Genomic DNA, 20,544 nt, shown 5'->3' with positions numbered 1-20,544 from the left:
GCTCCCCGCGTGCTGTGTGCGGCACCTGGGGGGCGGTCTTGTTTCAGGTGTTCGGGCCGCCGGTGCGCGGCCCCGGCCCAAAACTGCTTTTTAGCGAAAGGGAGTATTTTATGGCAGGCGCAAAGGTCCGCATCGGCATTGACGTGGGCGGCACGTTCACGGACGCGGTCGTCATCGACAACGAGACACATGAAATTTTGGCAAAGGCTAAGGTCCCCACAACCCACCGGGCGGAAAAGGGGGTCGCGGCGGGGATTATACTCGCCATCCATAAGGTCCTGCAGGAAAACCAGATCGACCCGGCGGATGTGGTGTTCATCGCGCACGGCACCACCCAGGCGACGAACGCCCTGCTGGAGGGCGATGTGGCAAAGGTGGGTATCGTGGGTATGGGCAGGGGTCTTGAGGGCATGCGCGCCCAAAAAGAGACGCAGGTGGGCGATATTGAGCTTGCCCCCGGCAAATTCCTGCACACGTTCCAGACGTATCTCGATGCCGCAAAATGCTCCGACGGGGACATCACTGCCGCGGTGAACAGCCTTAAAGGGCAGGGCGCCGAGGTGATCGTGGCCTCGGAGGCGTATTCGGTGGACGACCCGGCCAACGAGAAGCACATCATTGAAAAAGCGAACGAGACCGGCGTGCCGGCCACCGGCGGGTACGAAATATCGCAGCTGTATGGCCTGCTGGCCCGCACACGCACCGCCGCGGTGAACGCCGCGCTCATCCCCAAAATGATGGAGACGGCGGACATGACCGAGGCCAGCGTAAAGGAGGCGGGCATCGACAAGCCCCTGATGATCATGCGGTGCGACGGTGGTGTGATGAGCGTGGACGAGGTGCGCAAGCGCCCCATCCTCACCATGCTTTCAGGCCTTGCGGCCGGCGTGGCGGGCGCCTTGATGTACGAAAAGATCACGGACGGCATTTTTCTTGAGGTGGGTGGCACCTCGGTGGACATCTCGGCCATCAAGGACGGCCGGGTGATGATCAAGAACGCGCAGGTGGGCGGCCACAAGCTGTACCTCACCTCGCTGGACGTGCGCACGCTGGGCATCGCGGGCGGCAGCATGCTGGTGCTGCGGGGCGGAGCCATCGCCGACACCGGCCCGCGCAGCGCCCACATCGCGGGCCTCGCGTACGAGGTGTTCGCGGATCCGGCTGACCTGCAGGGCGCAGAGCTTGAGCTGATCGCCCCGCGCGCGGAGGACCCGCCGGACTACGTGGCCGTGCGCGGCGCGGGCGGCAAGCGGTATGCGCTCACCCTGGCGGGCGCGGCAAACCTGCTGGGCTACGTGCCGCAGGGCGACTATGCCTGCGGCAACCTGGAGGCGGCGCGCCTGGCTTGGCAGCCCTTGGCCGACAAGCTGGGGGTCACGGTGGAGGGGGCCTGCCGCCGGGCCATGGATATTGCCATGGGCAAGGTGGCGGCTGTGGTGGAGAGCCTGATCGCGGATTACCAGCTGAATAGGAACGTGATCTACCTGGTGGGCGGCGGCGGTTCGGCCGCGGTGCTTACGCCCTGTCTGGGCGAAACCATGGGCATCCGCCACCGCCTTGCCCAAAACGCACCCTACATCTCCACCATCGGCGTGGCCATGGCCATGGTAATGGAGCGGCTGGAGCGCAACGTGGTTCACCCCACGCCGGACGACATCCGCAAACTGCGCAGCGACATTCTGGAAATGGTGGTAAAGGCGGGCGCAACCCCCGGGACCGTGGAAGTGACGGTCGAGATCGACAGCCAGAAAAACATCCTGCGGGCGGTGGCCACCGGCGCCACCGAGCTGCGCACCCGCAGCCTGAACGCGGTGGAAAAGACCGAAGAGGAGCTGGCGGCGATCGTGAGCGAGAGCGCGGGCGTGCAGCCCGGGGATGTGATGCAGCTGGCGCAGGCGGGCAACTGGCACGCGTTCGCGGTGTCGAAACCGTCCCGCTTGTTCTTCGGGCTGCTCAAAAAAAAGAACACCCTGCTGCGCATCGTGGACGCGGAGGGGGTCATCCGCCTGCAAAAGGACGACGCCCGCGTGCTCATGGTGCCCAAGTGCGAGCTGAAAGAGCGGCTGCCCGCGCTTATCGACGAGATGACGACCTACAACGACGGCGGCGCGCTGCTGCCCAAAAGCTTTTTGTATTTCCGGCAGAAGGCGGCGGACCTGAGCGGCGTGACTGAAAAGGAGCAGCTCATGCCGCTGGTGGACCTGGAGCTGGAATTTGTGGGCGACAAGGAGATGGTCATCGCCGTGGCCGCAAGGGGGTAAGCGATGGAAGTGATGGAGCTGGGCCGCATTTCCGACGAGGTGTTTGCATACAGCGATTTGAAGGAAGACTTTGCCTATGCAAGGATCCCGCGCGAAAAACGGCAGTACTATATTGCCGCAGGGCTTGCCGCCGGGCGGCGGGCCGCGCGGGTCTACCGGGGCAGGGATCTCGGCACGCTGCTGTGCAGCAACGGCGTGGAGATACGGCGCTTTTCCGACCCCTCGCCCAGCGGGCTGCACTCGCAGATTTGCTGCGACGGTGCGGCAAAGCAGGTCGATCTCTTCCGCGACACGGCAAGGCAGCTGAGCGCCGCCATGGACAAAACGCCCTGCCCGGTCAGCCCGCAAGAACTGGAGCGGCTGTTTCTGGCACACGAATTTTATCACTGGCTGGAGTATTCCTCGGGCGCGGGGACCGAGCTGCAGTGTGAGCCCATCTGCACAAAGCTGTTCGGGCTTTTTCCGCGTCAGGTGCGCATCCGCCGCACGGGCGAGATCGCGGCCTTTGCGTTCTCGAAGGAGTTCTGCGGCCTGCCGGTGCACCCAAAGGCGATCGACTACGTTTTTGTCTATGGCCGCGAGGGCAAAAGTTTTGAGGAAATATGCGCCCGGCTGGCAGGGCTTGAGGCAGAGTACCAGGCCGAGTGCCTGTGAGGCGCCTTTAAATAGGAGGGAAAACAGGATGGAAAAGATGGTGGAATATAGGGGCCGCGCCGTGCCGCTGCTGGGCGAGTGGGACACGGTGATCGTGGGCGGCGGCCCGGCCGGCGCCAGCGCCGGCATCAGCAGCGCACGGGGCGGCTGCTCCACGCTGATCGTGGACAAAAACATCCGCCTGGGGGGCACGGCGGTCAACGCGCTTGTCACCCCAATGATGAAGTCGTTCACAGGGCACCACACAAACTTTTTTGACATTGAGCGCAAGCTTGAAGAACTGGGGTATGCCACGCGGGATGAACTCGGCACCGAGATGCTTTGGTTCACCCCTGAGGCGCTCGCCCAGGCGCTGGAAGAATTGTACACCCAGGCGGGGGGCGAGGTCTTATATGACGCCGCTCTCAGCGACTGTGTGGTGGAAAACGGGGCGATCTGCTGCCTCATTGTCACCACGGTGCAGGGGCTCGGCGCGGTGGCCGGCAAGCACTTTGTGGACGCCAGCGGCGATGCCGTGCTGCTGCGCGCCGCGGGGGCGCCCACTGCTCACGGGGACGAGCGCGGCAACAACCAGATGTCCAGCCTGCGGTTTGAGATGGGCGGCATCGACGTGGAGCGGTACCGCGCCTATGTGATGAGCCTGCACGACACCTATTCCATTTTCCCCCGTGGGTACTTTTATGAGTCCGCAATGGTGGGCGGGCGCGGCTTTGTGCTGGAGCCCCTCTTCCGCAGGGGGGTGGAGGACGGGGTGCTGCGCGAGGAGGACCTGCGCTATTTTCAGACCTTCAGCCTGCCCGGAAAACCGGGCTGCCTTTCCTTCAACTGCCCCCACCTGGCGGCGCTCACGAACAACACCGGTGCGCTGGCGCGCTCGCGCGCGGTGGTGCAGGGCCATGCCATGATCCAGCGGCTGGTGCGCTTTTTGCAGCGGTATATGCCCGGCTTTGAGGGCGCGTACCTGCTGCAGGAGGCCTCGATGCTGGGCATTCGGGAGTCATACCGGCTGGCCGGGCAATATGTCCTGACCGAAAACGACTACACAAGCCAGGCGCGCTTTGCGGACGGGGTCGCCCGCGGCGACTGGTACATCGACGTCCACTCGGCCACAGAGGGGTTGTTTCATCACAACACGTATCAGGATGGGGACTATTACGAGATCCCTTACCGCAGTATGGTGTGCGACGCGGTGAAAAACGCTGTAGCAGCGGGGCGCTGCATTTCGGCCACCTTTTTGATGCAGGCCAGCGTGCGTATCATCCCAACCTGCCTGGATGTGGGCCAGGCCGCCGGAGAGGCGTGCGTTTATGCGCAGAAAAACAAAATGCCATTGAACGAAATTGACGGCGCGGCACTGCGGGAAAGGCTGAACTATCGGTTCCGAAAACCTTGAGCCGGGAAACCAGTTCCTATCACCAAGAAGATAGGTTGTAAGGAAAGGGCAAAAGCCGGATTTTTGCGCGGGCGACCGGCTGACCCCACAGAAAAAACACCCTGCGATCCGGCGTTGAAGCAGCCGGGCTGCAGGGTGTTCTTTTTCCTGACTTTGTACCGCACAGCAAAAAATCAAGGGGCGGTGAGGCCCACATCCACGATCCCTTCCACCGCGCAGGCCAGCCGTTGGTATTTGGCCGGGGTATAGCGGTCGTGGGTTTGGGGATCGCCAGCGTCGGCCAGCAGGCTGTGATGGCCCGCCATGTCACGGGCAATGGCTTGGGCCAGGTCGTTCACGCCGGGCCAGTTCAGCCAGAACCGGGCTTGCTCCTCCGGAGTTTTTCGTTCCAGCCAGCGTTCCATATGCGCGGTCATAGCGGGAATGGCACTGGAAGCGGCGTTGTCTTCGGCCCAATCCAGCAGACCCGCAGCGGCAATGGCGCTTTTTAAGCTGACGCCGGCCTCGCCGGGACCAAAGGGAAGCAGGCCATCCAGCGCAGCGTCCAGGCCGTCCGTATCCTGCACTCCCTGCACAGCCGCCTCGGCAACCTGCGGGGAGGGCTGAACGCCTGGGGCGGAACCGGCGCCCCTGCCGCGCTCGGCCGCACAGGAGGTAAATAAAAGGGCTGCGGCGCACACCGCAAGCCACAGCTGTTTCATTGCGATCGCTCCTTTCTTTCCCTTAGTATATGTAGAACGGCGCAAAAATGCGGGCAGAGCGGACAAGATGGGAAAACATAAAAAGCAGGCGCTGCAAAAAAGGCGGCTTGCGGCGTTGACGGCCCGCAAAAAGCCGCCGTATAATAGAATTGCTTTGAGCAGCAGAAGGACGGAAAGGTGAGGAGTGCGGAAATGCAGGAAATAAAGGACCTGTTCACATTCATAGAAAAAAGCCCCACCCCCTGGCACGCGGTGGAAACCACCGCAGCACGGCTGGAGGAGGCGGGGTATGCACGGCTGGAAGAGGCGCAGCCTTGGGCGCTGGTGCCCGGCCAAAAATATTACACGGTGCGTGCGGGCTCCAGTCTGATCGCCTGGCGGATGCCCCTTACAGCCGGTGCGGGCTGGCGGATGGCCGCCGCCCACAGCGACAGCCCGGCGTTTAAGGTAAAGGGCGCCAGTGTGCACGCCGGGTGCACCATGCTGGATACCGAGGGCTATGGCGGAATGATCCGCGCCTCCTGGCTGGACCGGCCCCTGGGGCTGGCCGGCCGGGTGATGGTAAAGACCCCCGAAGGAATCGAGAGCCGCCTTGTGGCCCCGGACGGGGATCTGGCGGTAATCCCGCATTTAGCCATCCACATGGACCGGGCCATGAACGAGGGGCATAAATACGATGTAAAAAAGGACATGCAGGCCCTTTTTGCCCCGGGCGAAGCGCCGGAAAGCTACCACGCGCTGCTGGCCTCCGAGGCAGGCTGTGCCCCGGAGGAGCTTCTGGCAGAGGACATTTTGCTTTACTGCCGCCAGCCCGGCAGGGTCGCGGGGCCAGGGGGCCAGCTGCTGCTCTGCCCGCGCCTGGACGATCTGGGCTGTGCCTGGGCCGCGCTGGAAGGGTTTCTGGCGGGCGAAACGGATTACGGCCAGGGCGCGGTGTTTTGCCTGTTCGATAATGAGGAAGTGGGTAGCGGTACCCGCCAGGGCGCCTGCAGCAGCTTTTTGCCGGACATTCTGGCCCGGGCGGGTGCGGCGCTGGGGGAAAGCGGCGAAACGCGCCGGCAGGGGCTGGCAAAAAGCCTGCTGCTCAGCGCCGACAACGCACATGCCACCCACCCGAATTTTGCCGAGATGGGCGACGCAGCCCATCCGGTGCGCCTGAACGGCGGCGTGGTGTTGAAGTTCAACGCCAGCCAAAAATACACCACCACGGCAGCCACGGCAGCACTGTTCCAGGCGGTGTGCGCCGCGGCAGGCGTGACGATACAGGAATATTATAACCGCCCGGACCTGCCGGGCGGCAGCACGCTGGGAAATCTGCTGGCGGCCCAGGTGAGCGTGCCCATGGCAGATGTGGGCCTGCCGCAGCTGGCTATGCACTCGGCGGTGGAAACCGCCGGCACACAGGATGCCATTTGGCTGAAAACCGCGTGCACCGCATGGTATTCCGCCCGGCTTTCGCCCAAGGGCGAGGGCTGGGTGTTCCGGCCATGACCGGCATCATCCGGGTTGCACTGAGCGAGGCGGCGGACCCGGGCTACAAGGCTTTTCAACAAAAGCTGCTGCCCGGGGTGGAAAACTATCTGGGAGTGCGGCTGCCGCTGCTTCAGAAAATGGCCCGGCAGTTGGCAAAAAGGGACTGGCGCGCTGCGCTTGCTGGTCCGGATGAAACCTACGAGGAAGTAATGCTGCGGGGCATGGTGATTGGGGCCGCGCCAATGAGCCTGGAGGAGCGGTTTTGCCTGATCCGGGCATTTTTGCCTGCGATAAATAATTGGGGCGTATGCGACAGCTTTTGTGCGGCCTTGCGGGAAGCAAGAGAATACAAAAAGGAATATATTGAGCTTATAAAACAATACGTAGCGTCCAATCAGGAGTTTGAGGCTCGTTTTGCGGCGGTGATGCTGCTGTGGTATTGGGCGGGCCCGGAGGAATTGGAAGAGAGCCTGGCATTGTATGCACGCATCCGCCAACCGGCATTGTATGCCCGCATGGGGGTGGCATGGGGATATTCCGTGTTTGCCGCCACCGATTTTGACCACACACTGGCAGCCATGGAGCAAGCAGCGCTGGACGACTTTACCTGGAACAAGGCGCTGCAAAAAATGCGCGAGAGCCGCCGCCTGACACAGCGGCAAAAGCAGGAGGCGCAGCGGCGCAAACGCAGATAAGGCAAAAACGAGCAGGAGGTAAAGAAAGGAGGGAATGCCATGCACACGGTGGGGCGCTTCGCACCCAGCCCTTCGGGCAGGATGCACCTGGGCAACCTGCTGTGCAGCCTGCTGGCCTGGCTGAGCGCAAAACGCGAAAATGGCCGGGTGGTGCTGCGCATCGAGGATCTGGACGCCGCCCGCTGCCCCCGCGCCTTTGCCGGGCTTTTGGAGGCGGATCTTTCCTGGCTGGGCCTGATCTGGGACGAGGGCGGCAGCACCGGCGGGCGAAACGGCCCTTACTACCAAAGCGAGCGGGGCGGGATTTACGAGACCTATTACAAAAAGCTGGAGAAAAAAGGACTCACTTACCCCTGTTTTTGCAGCCGCAGCCAGCTGCATGCCGCCAGCGCCCCCCACCGGGAGGATGGGACCCCTGTTTATCCGGGCACCTGCCGCAGCCTTGGCCCTGAGCGGCAGGCGGTGCTGGCGCAAAAACGCCCGCCCGCCATGCGGCTGGCCGTGCCGGACTGGACCGTGGAGTTTGCGGACGGGCACCTGGGCCGTTACTGTGAACGGCTGGCCACCGACTGCGGGGATTTTGTGCTGCGCAGGGGGGACGGGGTGTTTGCCTATCAGTTGGCCGTAGTGGTGGACGACGCGCTGATGGGCGTGACCCAAGTGGTACGCGGGGCAGACCTGCTGCAAAGCACCCCGCGCCAGCTTTGCCTATACCGGCTGCTGGGCCTGCCAGAGCCGCGTTTTTATCACCTGCCCCTGCTGCTGGCACCGGACGGCAGGCGCCTTTCCAAGCGGGATGGGGACGTGAGCCTGGAACAGCTCCAAACCCGATGGAGCGCACCCGAGATCGTGGGAAAACTGGCCTTTTTGGCGGGCCAGTTGGACCGGCCTGAGCCGGCGATGCCCGCTGAGCTGGCGCCTGTATTTTCCTGGGAAAAGGTGCCGACCACCGATATCCTGCTGCCCGCGGGGTTGTTTTGAAAAGAGGAAAAGCAATGAAAAAACACACGATCCCGGCGGCGCTGGCCGCCCTGAGCCTGGCGGCCGTGCTGGCAAGCTGCGGCGAAACGGTACCCGAGGCCGGCCCTGCAAGTATTGTGGTGGCAACCGACCTGCACTATACCGGCCAGGCTGTGGAGGATGGAGGCGCATTGTTCCAACAGGTGGTAGAATACGGCGATGGCCGCCAGCTGGATTATATCCGCCCCATCACCGACGCTTTTTTGGCCGAGGTGCTGGCACAAAAACCGGACGCACTGGTGCTCACCGGAGATGTTTCTCTGAACGGCGAAAAGGCAAGCCATGAAGAGCTGGCGGCAAAGCTGCAGCCGCTGGTGGAGGCGGGTATCAGGGTGTATGTATTGCCCGGAAACCACGACATCAACAATTATGCGGCGTATCGCTACGAGGGGGAGGGGCGTGAGCGAACCGAGTCGGTCACGGCTGAAGAATTTGAGACGATCTATAAAAATTGCGGTTTTGCCGCCGCTGCCAGCCGTGACAAAGCCAGCCTGAGCTATATGGTCAAACTGAACAGGAGCGTGTGGCTGTTTATGCTGGACGCGGAACAGTATGCGGAACAAAGCCCGGGCCTCCCCTATTTCGTGGGAGGCAAGCTGCAGGAAAAAACCTATCAATGGCTGGAAAAGCAGCTCAAGGCCTGCCAAAAAGCGGGGGCTACACCCCTTGTGGCCCTGCACCAGAACCTGACCGATCACAGTGCGGTGTTTTCCTCTGGGTATACCCTGTTTGAGAACGACCGGCTGGGCGCGCTGCTGCAGCAGTATGGCGTGCAGGTAACCCTGAGCGGTCACCTGCACATCCAGGATATTTCTCCCTGGCAGGGCAAAAAGGGCGAGCCGGTGTGGGATATCGCCGGCGAGAGCCTGGCGGTATGGCCTTACCAATATGGGATATTGGAGGTTGAGCCGGGGCCCCAGGGCGCCGCGTACCGCTACCGCACCCGGGAGACCGACCTGACAGCATGGGCAGCTGCCGCCGGCCTGACCGACCCGGTATTTGCGGATTTTTCAGCCTGGGGCAGGGAGCAGTTCGCCCACAATTCCACCACCCGCGGGCAGGAGGAAACACTTGCCGCCCTGGGCGCGGAGGCGGGGGGGGCCAAGCTGCGGCTGATGGCCGAGCTCAACCCGGCCTATTTTGCCGGTGCGCTGACCGAGGCCGACGCGGCAGCCGTGCGCGGCGGTAAGGATTACGCGCTGGTGGGGCAGGCGGCCGCGGAAAGGGGCGTCAAGGACCCCCTGGGCTATATCGACAGCATTTTGGAAGCCGCAGGAAAAGAAAACCGAGAACTTACGATTCCGTAACAAGGTTTGGGCCACCCGCACAAAAGCGGGTGGCCTTTTTTGGGTGTTCTGTGCACATGACCTCGCCGAAAAAGCAAAAAGGTAGCAAGAAATTTCATACTTGTTTTGCCCTTTTTTCACAGATACAATAAACTCAGAAACAGATCCTGGCCCGGACCGGGGCCGGAACAGGAAAGAAGGAGCGCGATGGCAATGAAGAAAAAGATGCAAGCGGACAGCAAATGGATAAGCCGCCTGTGGCTGTTCATCTCGTTTGCGGTGGCAATGGTGCTGTGGTACATACTCTCCATCATGCCCAACACCGCGCGGGTATTCCCCAACGTGGTGGTGACGCTGCAGCAGATCAAGGTGATGATCGACCGGGGCTGCCTGTTCACGGATATCGGCAGCAGCTTGATCAGCGTGGGCGCGGGCTACGCACTGGGCTTTGTCATAGCGCTGCCGGTGGCCATCCTCATGGCTTGGTATAAACCCGTCCGCAACATCATCGAGCCCTGGATCCAGTTCATCCGAAATATCCCGCCCCTGGCGTATGTGCCCCTGGTGGTCATCGGCGCGGGCGTTGGGCGCAAGCCGCAGATCATCGTGATCACGCTGGCGACCTTCCTGATCATGTGCGTGACCATTTACCAGGGCGTCGTCAATGTGGATGAGACTCTCATCAAGGCGGCCCGGGTCCTGGGCGCCAAGGACAAAGATATTTTTATCCGGGTCATCGCCCCGGCCACCCTGCCCTTTATCCTCACCGCCGTGCGGCTGGGCGCGGGCGTTGCCTTAACCACCCTGGTGGCGGCCGAATCCACCGGCGCATTCGCAGGTTTGGGCATGCGCATCCGGACGCTGAACAACAACTTCGAAACAGCTCCCATGCTGCTGTACATCATCATCATCGGCATCATTGGCATCACGGTGGAAAAAATCATCAAAACTTTGGAAAGGAAGCTGACGGGATGGCAGGACAAGAGAGAACTGTAAAGCTCAGGATCGACAATGTAGTGAAAAAGTTCAACGGCCGCAACGGCGAAATGGTCGCCCTGAACGGCGTGAATCTGGACGTTGCCGAGAACGAGTTCGTTACGGTGGTAGGCCCCTCCGGCTGCGGCAAGTCCACCATCCTGAACATCATCGCAGGCCTTTTGGAGCCCACCAGCGGCCATGTGTACTGCAGCGGCCAGGAGGTGCACGGCACCGGCACCGACCGCGGCGTGGTGTTCCAGCAGTACGCCCTGTTCCCCTGGCTCACGGTGAGAAAGAACATCAAATTTGCGCTGGATATGCGGGGGGTCAAGGGGCCCGAGGCAGAGGCGGAGATCCAGAAGTACTTAAAGATGGTGGATCTGGAAAAATTCGCAGATCACTACCCCAAGGAGCTGTCGGGCGGGATGAAGCAGCGGGTGGCCATTGCCCGCGCCTACGCTGCGAACCCCGAGGTGTTGCTGATGGACGAACCCTTCGGCGCGCTGGACGCGCAGACCCGCACCCAGCTGCAGACCGAGCTGCTGGAGACCTGGGAAAAGGAACAGAAGACCTGCTTCTTTATCACCCACGATGTGGAGGAAGCGATTATTTTGGGGCAGCGCGTGGTCATTATGAGCGCCCGCCCCGGCCGGATCAAGGAGATCGTGGAGATCGATATCCCGTATCCCCGCACCCAGGAAACCAAAATGAGCCCCCGTTTTCTGGAGCTGAAAAATTACATCTGGAGCCAGGTATACCAGGAATATCTGGAGGTCCGCAAATAATGTGCCTGCTTTTGGGCGGGACCCTCTTGCCTGAAAGTGCAATATAAGATACAATATCAAGGAGGAAATACCATGAAAAAATTGTTAGCGTTTGTGCTGGCGGCTGCCATGGCTCTGAGCTTTGCGGCCTGCGGCGGCGGTACATCGTCCACCCCGGCCCCGGCCTCACAGCCGGCCAGCCAGCCCGCTTCCCAGCCGGCCAGTCAGCCGGAGGCTCCCAAGGAACTGCAGGAGATCGTGGTGGGCTATATGGCCAACTACGCCAGCCTGGCGGAGGTCGTGTCCGGTATCAACAAGGGCTACTTTGAAGAGCAGGGCCTCACCGTGAAGCTGGCCGAGTTCGCCGACGGCCCCACCATCATCGCGGCCATGGAGTCCGGCAGCGTGCAGGTGGGCTACATCGGTTCCGGCGCTCACAAGCTGTGCATCAACGGCAAGGCGAAGATCTTCTGCATGGCCCATGTGGGCAACGCCGACGCCCTGGTGGCCGACAAGAGCAAGGGCATCAACGGCGTGGCCGACCTGAAGGGTAAGATCGTGGGCTACAGCTCCGGCACTTCTTCCGAGCAGATCCTCAAATACGCCCTGGAAGCCAACGGCATGACCATGAACGACATCAAAGCGATGGAGATGGACGCCTCCGCGCTGGTGACCGCCATGACCAGCGGTAGCCTGGACGCCTGCGCCGCCTGGAGCCCCATGACCTTTACCATCCAGGAGCAGTTGGGCGACAACTACACCGTTCTGGCCGACAACATGAGCTTCTCCGACCAGTCCGCCTCCGTGGCCAGCTGGATCGTGACCAACGAGTACGCCGAGAAAAACGCCGACACCATTCTGGCGTTCACCAAGGCCCTGTACAAAGCCAAGGATTTCCGCGCCGACGAGGCTAACTACCAGCAGGTCGCCGAGTGGGTGGCAGAGCAGTGCAAGACGGACGTCGATTCCGCCTATCAGCAGCGCGGCGACGCCAAGTGGCTCACCAGCGCCGAGCTCGTGGCCGCAGTGAAGGACGGCAGTGTGGAGAGTATGTACAAGGTCCAGCAGGAGGACTTCATCAAGAACGGCGCCGTGGAGGCGGAGGTCCCCGTGGGCGATTATGTGATGTTCGACAACATGCTCAAGGCCGCCGAGTAACACCGGCCGCCAGGCAATATCCTTAAGATCCGGCCGCGCGCCCGGGCCTGTAGCGGGCTCGGGCGCGCTTTTTTGATCGAGGCAGCGGGGCACGCGGTAAAAGCGCCCCGCTTTTTGCAGGTGAGGCGAATGATCCTTGTTTTGATGGCGGCCCTGCTGCTGGGCAGCTTGGTGCTTCTTTTGCTGCGCCGCAGCAAAGAGGCCTGGCTGCTGCTGGGGCTGGTGCTCGCGCTGGAGATATTCTGGGTGGGTATTTTGCTGTACGTGGCAAAAAAAGGCGGCATCTCGCCTGGGGTGAACATCACCTTTTACCTGACGGATGAGATCCGCCGCTGGTTCCAGTATCGGGTGGTGACCGTGGGGCAGCTGGGTTTTTTAGTGGCGCTGGGGCGCTATGCCTTTCCCACGTTTTATGTGCTGCTGGCACTGAACTACACCCTTACCCCCCGGCTGCGGTCACTGCGGCGCATGGCCTGGGTGGTGCCCATTCTGCCTGCCCTCACCCTGCTCCTGTACATTCCCCAGGTGTTCAAGGCGGTCACAGGGGGGGCCGAGTGGCGCATGCGCCTGATCGTGGAGTGCTCTGCCGCATGGATCTGGCTGTATCTGGCGGCCGGAACGGTTTTGCTGGTTCTGGAGTATTTTGCCACCACGGTACGCTTTTTCCGCCGCCGTTACCTGGCCCGGGCGCTGCTGCCGCTGGCATTGGCCGTACTGTTTGCACTGTATTGCCCCCAGGACCCGGCGCAGATCTACCTGTTTTACCAAAACGACTACATGTGGCTTTTGGGGCTGTGGTACCTCTCGCCGGCCCTCTCGGCCCAAAGCTATGCAGCGGTGCTGGGGCTTACCGCCGCAGCCGGCTCGGTGAGCTTTTTTGTGCTGCTGCGCAATGCGCAGACCTATTTGATGGAGGACCAGGAGGAGATGGTGCTCCAGCGCAAATTCGACGCAGCCAGCGTGGGCGTGAGCGTGTTCGTGCACAGCATGAAAAACCAGCTTTTGGCCAACCGGGTGCTGCACAAGCGCATCCGCGCGGCCCTGGCCGAGCAGCAGCCGGATCTTGAAAAGCTGCGGGAGAGCTGCGCCCTGCTGGACGAGTCCAACGAGGTGCTGCTGACCCGCATGGAGGAGCTGTACCAGAGCGTCAAATCAAAATCCATCTACCTGAGCGCCATCCCGGCCGAGCGGGTGGCAAAGCGCAGCCTGGAGCGGTTCGCCGGCAAATATCCCGACGGGGCGGTACAGGTGGAGCTGGGCGGCGTGAAGGAGATCCTGGCCGACGAGACCCACCTGGCGGAGGCTGTTTACAACTTGCTGGTGAATGCATGGGAGGCCACTCTGGCCGCCGGCCGCGCCGCGCCGGTGCAGCTGCGTTTTTATGACGAGCGGCTGTATACCACCATCGAGGTGGCGGATACGGGGGTGGGCATTGAGCGGGCCGATCAAAAACGCATTTTCGAACCCTTTTATTCCAGCAAAAACTCAAACTACAACTGGGGCATGGGCCTTTATTATGTGCGGCAGATCGCAAAATGTCATCTGGGCCATCTGCGGGTGGAGAGCCGGCCCGGAAAGGGCACCCGCTTTTTGCTGCTGCTGCCCAAGTACACCGCGCGGGCCGTGATGCAGCCGCCCGCGCCAGGCGCGGGCGGGAAAGGGGAGAGAGCGCAGTGATCGAGGTAATGATCGCCGACGATTTTGACCTGCTGCGGGAGGATCTGAAGGACCTGATCAACACCCAGCCGGATATGAGAGTGGTGGGCGAGGCCGCCAGCGGCGCGGGCATCGTGGAGCTGGCCCGCAGTGTGAAGAGCGATATTATCCTGCTGGATATTGAGATGGAGAATGTTTCGGCCGGGATCACCGCCGCCGAAACAATCCACGACGCCGACCCGCAGCGCGTGATCCTGTATCTCACCGCGCATGACACGGAAAAAATGATCCTGACGGCCATGGGGACCGGGGCCCTGGACTACATTGTAAAGGGCTGCCCCGAGGAAGAGGTGCTGGCCCATATCCGGGCCGCCGCCGCGGGCGCGCCCATGCTGGACGCAAAGGTCCAAAACACCGTCATGCAGGAGTATAACCGCCTGCGCCGGTCCGAGCGGAGCCTTTTGTTTTTTATCAACAATGTTTCCCAGCTCACCGCCACTGAGCGGGAACTGGTGCGCCTGCTGCTGCAGGGAAAGAAGGTCAAGGAGATCGCGGCCATCCGCTGTGTGGAGGTGGTCACGGTGAAGACCCAGATCAAGGGGCTTTTGCACAAATTCGGGTGCAGCCGCACGAAAGAGATCGTGGAGATGATCCAGCAGCTGGGCATCACCCATTTGTTTTAGGCAAATACCGCGGGGCCGGCCCGGCGGATTTGAAAGGAGAAGCGCACATGTACGAGTATTATCAGATCAGCGCCCAGGATCTGGGCAAAGACGCAAAGATCCCCATTTTGAAGCTGGGCGATTCCGGCGAGGTGTTTTATGAGCTGGCCCTGGAGATGGTAAACACCATCCGGCGGCACAACGCCGAGGGCCGCGCCACCGTGTTTATCTGCCCGGTGGGCCCGGTGGGGCAATATCCGATTTTTGTGCGGCTGGTGAACGAGCAGCGTATCAGCCTGAAGAATTGCTGGTTTTTAAACATGGACGAATACCTGACCGCCGAGGGCGAATGGGTGGAAAAAGCGCACCCTCTCTCGTTCAGGGGCTTTATGGACCGGGCGGTATACACGCAGCTCGACCCGGAGCTGGTAATGCCCGAAGCGCAGCGCATCTTCCCCGATCCGCACGACCCGGAAAACATGCAGCGCGTCATCCAGCGCCTGGGCGGGGTGGATGTGGCCTTCGGCGGCATAGGGATCAACGGCCATCTGGCCTTCAACGAGGCGCGGGACGAGCTGACCTGCGCCGAGTTTGCCGCGCTGCCCACGCGGGTGTTGAACATTAGCCGGGAAACGCGGGTGGCGAATGCCATCGGCGATCTGAACGGCGCGATCGACGCGATGCCCAAACGGTGCGTGACCATTGGGATGGCCCAGATCCTGGCGGCGCGCAAAATACGCCTCGGCGTGTTCCGCGACTGGCACCGCTCGGTGGTGCGGCAGGCGGCGTACGGGGAAATGAGCGCCCATTTCCCCGCGACCCTGGTGCAGCGCCACCCGGACGCGCTGATTATCACCAACGCGAATGCGGCGCAGCAGCCGTTCTAAACGGCGAAAGAGCCCGCCCGGCAGGCCGGGAGCCATTTGCGCACACAGGCCGTGATGCCCAGGCGCCCTGCCTGGAGCAGAAAAGGAGGAGATACAGCAATGGAACTGGTGATCAAAAACGGGCTGGTCTATACCGGCCGCCGCTTTGCGGAGCGGGAGGTGTACATCCGGGACGGCGTAATCGCCCAGGTGGCCCCCCGGGTGAACGCTCCGGCGGGCTGCCCGGAACTGGATATCGGCGGCGAACGCCTTGCCCCGGGATTCATCGACGTGCACACCCACGGCGGCGCCGGGGTGGACGTGAACGCGGCCACGGCCGACCAGTTGAACGGCACCATCGGAAGCTTTTTTGCCAGCCAGGGGACCACAGGCTGGCTCGCCAGCGTGCTGACCGACACGCCAGAGCAAACCTTGTGGTGCATCGGGCAGATCAAGGCCGCCATGGGCCGGCAGGGTGCGCATGCCCAGCTTTTGGGCGTGCATCTGGAGGGGCCGTTCCTTGCGCCGGAGTATAAGGGCGCCATGCCCCAGCACCTGCTGCAAAAGGGGGACGCCGCCCTGTTTCGCCGCTATGCGGAGGCGGCAGAGGGGGCCATTAAGTACATCACCGTGAGCCCTGAGGTGGAGGGCGTGCCGGCCATGATCCGCCAGATTGCCGGCGAGGTGGTGGTGGCTATCGGCCATTCGGGTGCCGACTATGAGACTGCCATGACCTGTATCGAGAGCGGCGCGGCAAGCGCCACCCATGCGTTCAATGCCATGAAACTGCTGCACCAGCATTTCCCGGCCATCATGGGCGCGGTGCTGGAGAGCGACGTGTACTGTGAGGCGATCTGCGACGGGCGGCATCTACACCCGGGCACCGTGCGCTTTTTGCTGAAGTGCAAAGGGCTTGACCGGGTGGTGGCCATTACCGACAGTATTATGGCGGCTGGCCTGCCGGACGGCAGCTATAAACTGGGCGTGAACGACGTGGTGGTAAAGGACGGCGACGCAAAGCTGGCCGACGGCGGCAGCCGCGCGGGCAGTACCCTGACCACCGGCCAGGCGCTGAAAAATCTGGTGACCTTTACCGGGCGGCCCGCGGAGGAGGTACTGCCCCTGCTCACCGAGAACCCGGCTGATCTTTTGCGTATGGGTGCGCACAAGGGCAGGGTAAAGCCCGGCTGGGACGCCGATCTGGTGGTGCTGGGCGGGGATCTCACGGTACTGCGCACCCTTGTGGGCGGGCGCACCGTGTTTGAGCGGGCATGAGCGGGCCGCTGCTGTTTTTTTTGGTGGGGCTGATCGCCTTTGCAGGCAGCTTTGTGCAGAGCACCACCGGCTTTGGCTACGCGGTCACCTGCATGGCCCTGTGGCCGCTGGTGCTGCCGCTGCGCACGGCCACCGTGATGGAGCTGCTCACCGCCATCTTCATGAGCATTTACATAGCGGCCCGGTACTGGCAGTTCATCAATTGGAAGCAGCTGCTCTGGCCGGGCCTCGCCGCCACCGTGACCAACTGGGTGGGGGTACAGATCCTGCAAAACAGCGCGGACACACTGCTGCGGCGCATTCTGGGCGTGGTCCTCATGGCGCTGGCGGTCTATTTTATCTTTTTCAGCGAGCGGCTGCGCATCCGCCCCACCCGCCGCAACGGGCTGATCGCCGGGGCGGTGGCGGGGCTGACCGGCGGGATGTTCAGCATCGGCGGACCGCCCATTGTGGCGTATTATCTCAACGCGCTGGACGATAAGCGGGAGTATACTGCCACCACCCAAATGTTTTTTATCATCACCATTGTTTCCCTGCTGGCGATGCATCTGCGGCTGGGCAATGTGACCGGCGAGGTGTTGCGTGTCAGCCTGGCGGCGCTGGCGGGCCTAGCTCTGGGCACAGGCCTCGGCCTGGCGGTATTCCGCCGGCTGCCCCTTGCGGCCATTAAAAAACTGGTATACGGTTTTATGCTGGGCATGGGGCTGTACATCCTGATCTTCGGGTGACCCCGCAAAGCAGAGAGCACCCCCGGCGGGACCTTTTACAGGCCCCGCCGGGGATGCTCTTTTTCCTTTTATAAAAAGAGAGCGCACAGGCGTGGGCCGCTTGGCCCATGGGGGGCGGATCGGGGGACCGGGGTGCGGGGTATGAAGCTTTTTCATACTGTGCGCGGTGTGCCGCGCCTTTTATAATAAAGGTGGAAAGCTTTATGATCTTAATAGTTGCCGGAAGGGGAGTTTTGTGTGGACTTGATCCTGAACACGGCCTTGGCGGAGCGATACGCGGCGCCGGGCGAAACCGAGGCCGAAGCGGCCCGCGCCCGCGGTTTTTACCGGGAATTGGCCGCGCTTTCTCCCGCAGACCCCGCCTTTTCCGCCTCCGGCTGGGTCCATTGCCAGGAGGCTGCCTGTGAGCTCGAGCTAATCCTGCGAAAAGCCGCGGAGATACGCCGGGACGCCCAGGTGTTCGTGCTGGTGGGGGTGGGCGGCTCGAACCAGGCGGCCCGGGCCATGATCGAGGCGCTGAAAGCGCCGGGCGGGCCTGAGATCGTGTATGCGGGAAACACCCTTTCGGCCCATTACCTACAGGATGTTCTGCGGCGCATCGAGGGGAAAAGCGTTTATCTGAACGTGATCGCCAAGAATTTTGAGACGCTGGAGCCCGGCAGCCATTTCCGGGTGCTGCGCCAGGCCATGGCGGCCCGTTACACCAAAGCCGAGCTGGCCGCCCGCATTGTGGTGACCGGAACGCGCGGCTCCCGTCTGGAAAAGATCGCCCGGGAAAACGGCTACACCTTCCTGTCGTTCCCAGAGCGGGTCGGCGGCCGCTACTCGGCCTTTTCACCGGTGTGCCTTTTGCCCATTGCCGCGGCAGGGCTGGATGCGGGGGCGTATCTTCAGGGCGGCGAGGAGATGGAAAAAAAGCTTGCGGCGGGCAGTGGCGGCGACGCCGCCCGCTACGCGGCGGTCCGCTCGGCGCTCGGCCGGAGGGGGTTCTCCGTGGAGATGCTGGCCGCCTTTGAACCGCGCCTTTTTTGGGCGCAGAGCTGGTGGAAGCAGCTTTTCGGCGAGAGCGAGGGCAAGGGCAAAAAGGGCCTGCTGCCCGCCTGCATGAGCAATACGGAGGATCTTCACAGTATGGGCCAATACATGCAGGACGGCTTGCGCTGCATGATGGAAACCTTTTTGATGGTGGACGATGCCGGCGCCCGACTGGAGGTGCGGCCCGACCCGGATTTCGGCGACGGGTTCGATTATCTGGACGGTATGGATTTTGCCAACATCAACCGAGCGGCCGAAAAGGCCACGGTCCAGGCCCACGACGCGGGCGGGGTTCCCTGTGTGCAACTGCGGCTGCCCCGCATCGACGAGCGGGCTTTTGGGCAGCTTTTTTACTTTTTTATGGTGAGCTGCGCGCTCAGCGGCCGGCTGCTGGGGGTGGATCCCTTCGACCAGGAGGGCGTGGAGGAATATAAGCGCAGCATGTTTGCCGCGCTGGGCAAACCGGGGCGGAACCCCCGGTGAGCGCGCTGTGACAGGGCACCCTTTCGGCCCGCGCCGGAGAGGGCAAACGATTTTCCCTCCACGCCCTGATTTGTGCAAAAGGACGAAAATGTACACACGTGTATATATTTTACTTAAAACCCTTGTAACCGCCGCCGTTTTGCGCTATTCTAAACACAGCAAACAGTGCGAAAGCGGCGTGGGATAAGCCCCGCGCCTGCGGTTTTGCGCCCGGCGCGGCAAATGAACAGAAAAGTGAGGAAACGACAATGCTGGTACCTTTGCGCGCGATTTTGGAAGCGACCGACAAATACGAATATGCCCAGGGCGCGTTCAATGTGAACGCCGTAGCCCAGGCAAAAGCGGCCATCGAGGTGCACGAGATGTTCCGTTCGCCGGCCATTTTGCAGGGGGCCGACCTGGCGAATGGCTTTATGGGCGGGCGGACCGATTTTATGAACGCCACGCTGGAGGACAAGATCAAGGGTGCCGCAAACATCGGCGCCGCGGTAAAAAAATACGGCGAGGCCAGCCCCATCCCGGTGGCGCTGCACCTGGACCACGGCCGCAATTTTGAATCCTGCAAAGCGGCCATTGCGGGCGGCTACACCAGCGTGATGATTGACGGTTCGTCGCTGCCTTTTAAAGAAAACATCGAGCTCACCCGCGAGGTGGTCAAATATGCCCACGAGCGCGGCGTGACCGTGGAGGCCGAGCTGGGGGTGCTGGCAGGCGTGGAGGACCATGTGTTCAGCGCCGGCTCCACCTATACAAACCCTTTGGATGCGGTGGAATTTGTGAAAAAGACCAAGGTGGACGCGCTGGCCATCAGCTACGGCACCATGCATGGCGCCAATAAGGGCAAGGGCGCGAAGCTGCGCAAGGAGATCGCCATCGCAACCAAAGAGTGCCTGCGCCACGAGGGGCTGTTCTGTGTGCTGGTAAGCCATGGCTCTTCCACTGTGCCCCAGTATATCGTAAAGGAGATCAACGCCCTGGGGGGCGACATCCAGAACGCCTACGGCATCGACCTGGCTCAGCTGAAAGAAGCGGCGGGGTGCGGCATCGGCAAGATCAATGTGGACACTGATATCCGGCTGGCCGTGACCCGCAATATGAAAGAGCTGTTCAGCAACCGGCCCGAGCTGCAGAGCAGCCCGTCGGTGGGGGGCATTTACAAACTGCTGGAAGAAAAAAAGAGCGCCTTTGACCCGCGGGCCTTCCTTCCCCCCATCATGGATACCGTGATGTATGGAAGCGTGCCCGACGCAGATGTGGCAGCCATTGTGGATTGTATCGAGCGGGGTGTCAGGGAAGTGGTGGGCACCTTGATTGTGGAGTTCGGCAGCGTGGGCAAGGCCCCCCTGGTGGAGCGTGTGACCCTGGCGGAGATGGCCGAGCGCTACCGCAAGGCCGGAATCTGAAGAAAAAAGCGGCGCCCGCGGCCGGAAGCCCGTTCCGGCCGCGGGAATCGCTG

Annotated in this window: 18 protein-coding genes; 17 read left to right on the top strand and 1 reads right to left on the bottom strand. The window is 62.1% G+C overall.

All coding sequences use genetic code 11. From position 1 onward, the window contains the following. The first annotated feature begins 110 nt into the window (after window positions 1-110). From ACMLHZ_RS05670 to ACMLHZ_RS05660, 3 genes are read left to right on the top strand one after another with little or no spacing between them, the layout of a single operon-like run. Window positions 111-2,261 (top strand): hydantoinase/oxoprolinase family protein, encoded by a 2,151-nt coding sequence (locus ACMLHZ_RS05670; RefSeq protein WP_418666809.1) that lies wholly within the window; start codon window positions 111-113, stop codon window positions 2,259-2,261. A 3-nt stretch (window positions 2,262-2,264) separates the two neighbouring features. Beyond that, entirely contained in the window at window positions 2,265-2,915 is a 651-nt protein-coding gene (locus ACMLHZ_RS05665; protein ID WP_418666808.1) for a hypothetical protein, read from the top strand. Window positions 2,916-2,943: 28 nt separating this feature from the next. After that, window positions 2,944-4,308, top strand: a complete 1,365-nt coding sequence (locus ACMLHZ_RS05660) for an FAD-dependent oxidoreductase (RefSeq protein WP_418666807.1) — start codon at window positions 2,944-2,946, stop codon at window positions 4,306-4,308. 173 nt (window positions 4,309-4,481) lie between these two features. Here ACMLHZ_RS05660 and ACMLHZ_RS05655 read toward each other — a convergent pair whose 3' ends face one another. Next, on the bottom strand, window positions 4,482-5,009 hold the full coding sequence (locus ACMLHZ_RS05655) for a hypothetical protein (protein WP_418666806.1): 528 nt from the start codon (window positions 5,007-5,009) through the stop codon (window positions 4,482-4,484). Between the two features lie 192 nt (window positions 5,010-5,201). Here ACMLHZ_RS05655 and ACMLHZ_RS05650 point away from each other — a divergent pair, with 192 nt between their 5' ends. From ACMLHZ_RS05650 to ACMLHZ_RS05585, 14 genes are all read left to right on the top strand, one after another. After that, window positions 5,202-6,500 carry a M18 family aminopeptidase gene (locus ACMLHZ_RS05650; protein WP_418666805.1) on the top strand — a complete coding sequence of 433 codons (1,299 nt, stop codon included), beginning with the start codon at window positions 5,202-5,204 and terminating at the stop codon, window positions 6,498-6,500. Continuing rightward, window positions 6,497-7,177 (top strand): DNA alkylation repair protein, encoded by a 681-nt coding sequence (locus tag ACMLHZ_RS05645; RefSeq protein ID WP_418666804.1) that lies wholly within the window; start codon window positions 6,497-6,499, stop codon window positions 7,175-7,177. Before ACMLHZ_RS05650 ends, ACMLHZ_RS05645 begins: the two co-directional genes overlap by 4 nt. Window positions 7,178-7,216: 39 nt before the next feature. Continuing rightward, on the top strand, window positions 7,217-8,158 hold the full coding sequence (gluQRS, locus tag ACMLHZ_RS05640) for a tRNA glutamyl-Q(34) synthetase GluQRS (RefSeq protein WP_418666803.1): 942 nt from the start codon (window positions 7,217-7,219) through the stop codon (window positions 8,156-8,158). Between the two features lie 14 nt (window positions 8,159-8,172). Further along, the gene (locus ACMLHZ_RS05635) at window positions 8,173-9,504 is read left to right on the top strand and encodes a metallophosphoesterase family protein (RefSeq protein WP_418666802.1); all 1,332 of its coding nucleotides are present in this window, start codon (window positions 8,173-8,175) and stop codon (window positions 9,502-9,504) included. Between the two features lie 192 nt (window positions 9,505-9,696). After that, a complete protein-coding gene (locus ACMLHZ_RS05630) occupies window positions 9,697-10,479 on the top strand; it encodes an ABC transporter permease (RefSeq protein ID WP_418666801.1) in 783 nt (260 codons plus the stop codon). Next, complete coding sequence (locus ACMLHZ_RS05625; RefSeq protein ID WP_418666800.1) at window positions 10,455-11,246, top strand: ABC transporter ATP-binding protein; 792 nt, start codon at window positions 10,455-10,457, stop codon at window positions 11,244-11,246. The genes ACMLHZ_RS05630 and ACMLHZ_RS05625 overlap by 25 nt, the downstream gene beginning before the upstream one ends. A gap of 72 nt (window positions 11,247-11,318) precedes the next feature. Further along, on the top strand, window positions 11,319-12,383 hold the full coding sequence (locus tag ACMLHZ_RS05620) for an ABC transporter substrate-binding protein (RefSeq protein ID WP_418666799.1): 1,065 nt from the start codon (window positions 11,319-11,321) through the stop codon (window positions 12,381-12,383). A gap of 129 nt (window positions 12,384-12,512) precedes the next feature. Further along, entirely contained in the window at window positions 12,513-14,060 is a 1,548-nt protein-coding gene (locus tag ACMLHZ_RS05615; protein ID WP_418666798.1) for a sensor histidine kinase, read from the top strand. Further along, window positions 14,057-14,722, top strand: coding sequence for a response regulator (locus tag ACMLHZ_RS05610; protein ID WP_418666797.1), 666 nt, complete (start codon window positions 14,057-14,059; stop codon window positions 14,720-14,722). Before ACMLHZ_RS05615 ends, ACMLHZ_RS05610 begins: the two co-directional genes overlap by 4 nt. 47 nt (window positions 14,723-14,769) lie before the next feature. Next, entirely contained in the window at window positions 14,770-15,588 is an 819-nt protein-coding gene (locus ACMLHZ_RS05605) for a glucosamine-6-phosphate isomerase (protein ID WP_418666796.1), read from the top strand. A 99-nt stretch (window positions 15,589-15,687) separates the two neighbouring features. Next, a complete protein-coding gene (gene nagA / locus ACMLHZ_RS05600) occupies window positions 15,688-16,842 on the top strand; it encodes an N-acetylglucosamine-6-phosphate deacetylase (protein WP_418666795.1) in 1,155 nt (384 codons plus the stop codon). Further along, window positions 16,839-17,570 (top strand): sulfite exporter TauE/SafE family protein, encoded by a 732-nt coding sequence (locus tag ACMLHZ_RS05595; RefSeq protein WP_418666794.1) that lies wholly within the window; start codon window positions 16,839-16,841, stop codon window positions 17,568-17,570. The genes nagA and ACMLHZ_RS05595 overlap by 4 nt, the downstream gene beginning before the upstream one ends. Window positions 17,571-17,807: 237 nt before the next feature. Then, window positions 17,808-19,088 carry a glucose-6-phosphate isomerase gene (locus ACMLHZ_RS05590; RefSeq protein WP_418666793.1) on the top strand — a complete coding sequence of 427 codons (1,281 nt, stop codon included), beginning with the start codon at window positions 17,808-17,810 and terminating at the stop codon, window positions 19,086-19,088. Window positions 19,089-19,336: 248 nt separating this feature from the next. Further along, complete coding sequence (locus ACMLHZ_RS05585) at window positions 19,337-20,491, top strand: class II fructose-bisphosphate aldolase (RefSeq protein ID WP_418666792.1); 1,155 nt, start codon at window positions 19,337-19,339, stop codon at window positions 20,489-20,491. Window positions 20,492-20,544: the final 53 nt, after the last annotated feature.

Source organism: Allofournierella sp., assembly GCF_048388525.1.
Lineage (GTDB): Bacteria > Bacillota > Clostridia > Oscillospirales > Ruminococcaceae > BQOK01.
The sequence above is the reverse complement of the archived record's forward strand: the minus strand, read 5'-3'. Positions and strand labels throughout refer to the sequence as shown.

Bases quoted from the DNA above. Each gene is read 5' to 3' on its own strand.
- ACMLHZ_RS05655 (WP_418666806.1), bottom strand. From the start codon at position 5,009: ATGAAACAGCTGTGGCTTGCGGTGTGCGCCGCAGCCCTTTTATTTACC.
- ACMLHZ_RS05650 (WP_418666805.1), top strand. From the start codon at position 5,202: ATGCAGGAAATAAAGGACCTGTTCACATTCATAGAAAAAAGCCCCACC.
- nagA (WP_418666795.1), top strand. From the start codon at position 15,688: ATGGAACTGGTGATCAAAAACGGGCTGGTCTATACCGGCCGCCGCTTT.
- ACMLHZ_RS05665 (WP_418666808.1), top strand. From the start codon at position 2,265: ATGGAAGTGATGGAGCTGGGCCGCATTTCCGACGAGGTGTTTGCATAC.
- ACMLHZ_RS05595 (WP_418666794.1), top strand. From the start codon at position 16,839: ATGAGCGGGCCGCTGCTGTTTTTTTTGGTGGGGCTGATCGCCTTTGCA.
- ACMLHZ_RS05615 (WP_418666798.1), top strand. From the start codon at position 12,513: ATGATCCTTGTTTTGATGGCGGCCCTGCTGCTGGGCAGCTTGGTGCTT.
- ACMLHZ_RS05620 (WP_418666799.1), top strand. From the start codon at position 11,319: ATGAAAAAATTGTTAGCGTTTGTGCTGGCGGCTGCCATGGCTCTGAGC.
- ACMLHZ_RS05660 (WP_418666807.1), top strand. From the start codon at position 2,944: ATGGAAAAGATGGTGGAATATAGGGGCCGCGCCGTGCCGCTGCTGGGC.
- gluQRS (WP_418666803.1), top strand. From the start codon at position 7,217: ATGCACACGGTGGGGCGCTTCGCACCCAGCCCTTCGGGCAGGATGCAC.
- ACMLHZ_RS05635 (WP_418666802.1), top strand. From the start codon at position 8,173: ATGAAAAAACACACGATCCCGGCGGCGCTGGCCGCCCTGAGCCTGGCG.
- ACMLHZ_RS05630 (WP_418666801.1), top strand. From the start codon at position 9,697: ATGAAGAAAAAGATGCAAGCGGACAGCAAATGGATAAGCCGCCTGTGG.
- ACMLHZ_RS05605 (WP_418666796.1), top strand. From the start codon at position 14,770: ATGTACGAGTATTATCAGATCAGCGCCCAGGATCTGGGCAAAGACGCA.
- ACMLHZ_RS05670 (WP_418666809.1), top strand. From the start codon at position 111: ATGGCAGGCGCAAAGGTCCGCATCGGCATTGACGTGGGCGGCACGTTC.
- ACMLHZ_RS05645 (WP_418666804.1), top strand. From the start codon at position 6,497: ATGACCGGCATCATCCGGGTTGCACTGAGCGAGGCGGCGGACCCGGGC.
- ACMLHZ_RS05625 (WP_418666800.1), top strand. From the start codon at position 10,455: ATGGCAGGACAAGAGAGAACTGTAAAGCTCAGGATCGACAATGTAGTG.
- ACMLHZ_RS05585 (WP_418666792.1), top strand. From the start codon at position 19,337: ATGCTGGTACCTTTGCGCGCGATTTTGGAAGCGACCGACAAATACGAA.